General features: G+C 64.6%; 1 protein-coding gene. It reads right to left on the reverse strand.

The features are described from left to right. The coding region (locus ABLQ08_RS32590) for a calcium-binding protein (RefSeq protein WP_417714980.1) at window positions 1-223 on the reverse strand (223 nt) is incomplete at both ends.

Consider the following 223-nt stretch of genomic DNA (forward strand, 5'->3'; position numbering starts at 1 on the left):
GTCCTTGTAGCCGTCGCCGGTCGATCCGCCCGAGCCGCCACGCAGGATATCGTTGCCGGCACCTCCGGTGATCGTGTCATTGCCGTTTTCGCCGACGATCCAGTCGTTGCCGGCACCTCCGGTGATCGTGTCGTTGTTGCCGCCGCCGTAAATGCTATCGTTGCCGTTGCCGCCGTCGATCGTGTCGTTGCCGCGGTTGCCCTTCAGGCGATCATCGTCGCGG

Source organism: Roseibium sp. SCP14, assembly GCF_040329475.1.
In the GTDB taxonomy this organism is placed as follows: Bacteria; Pseudomonadota; Alphaproteobacteria; order Rhizobiales; family Stappiaceae; genus Roseibium.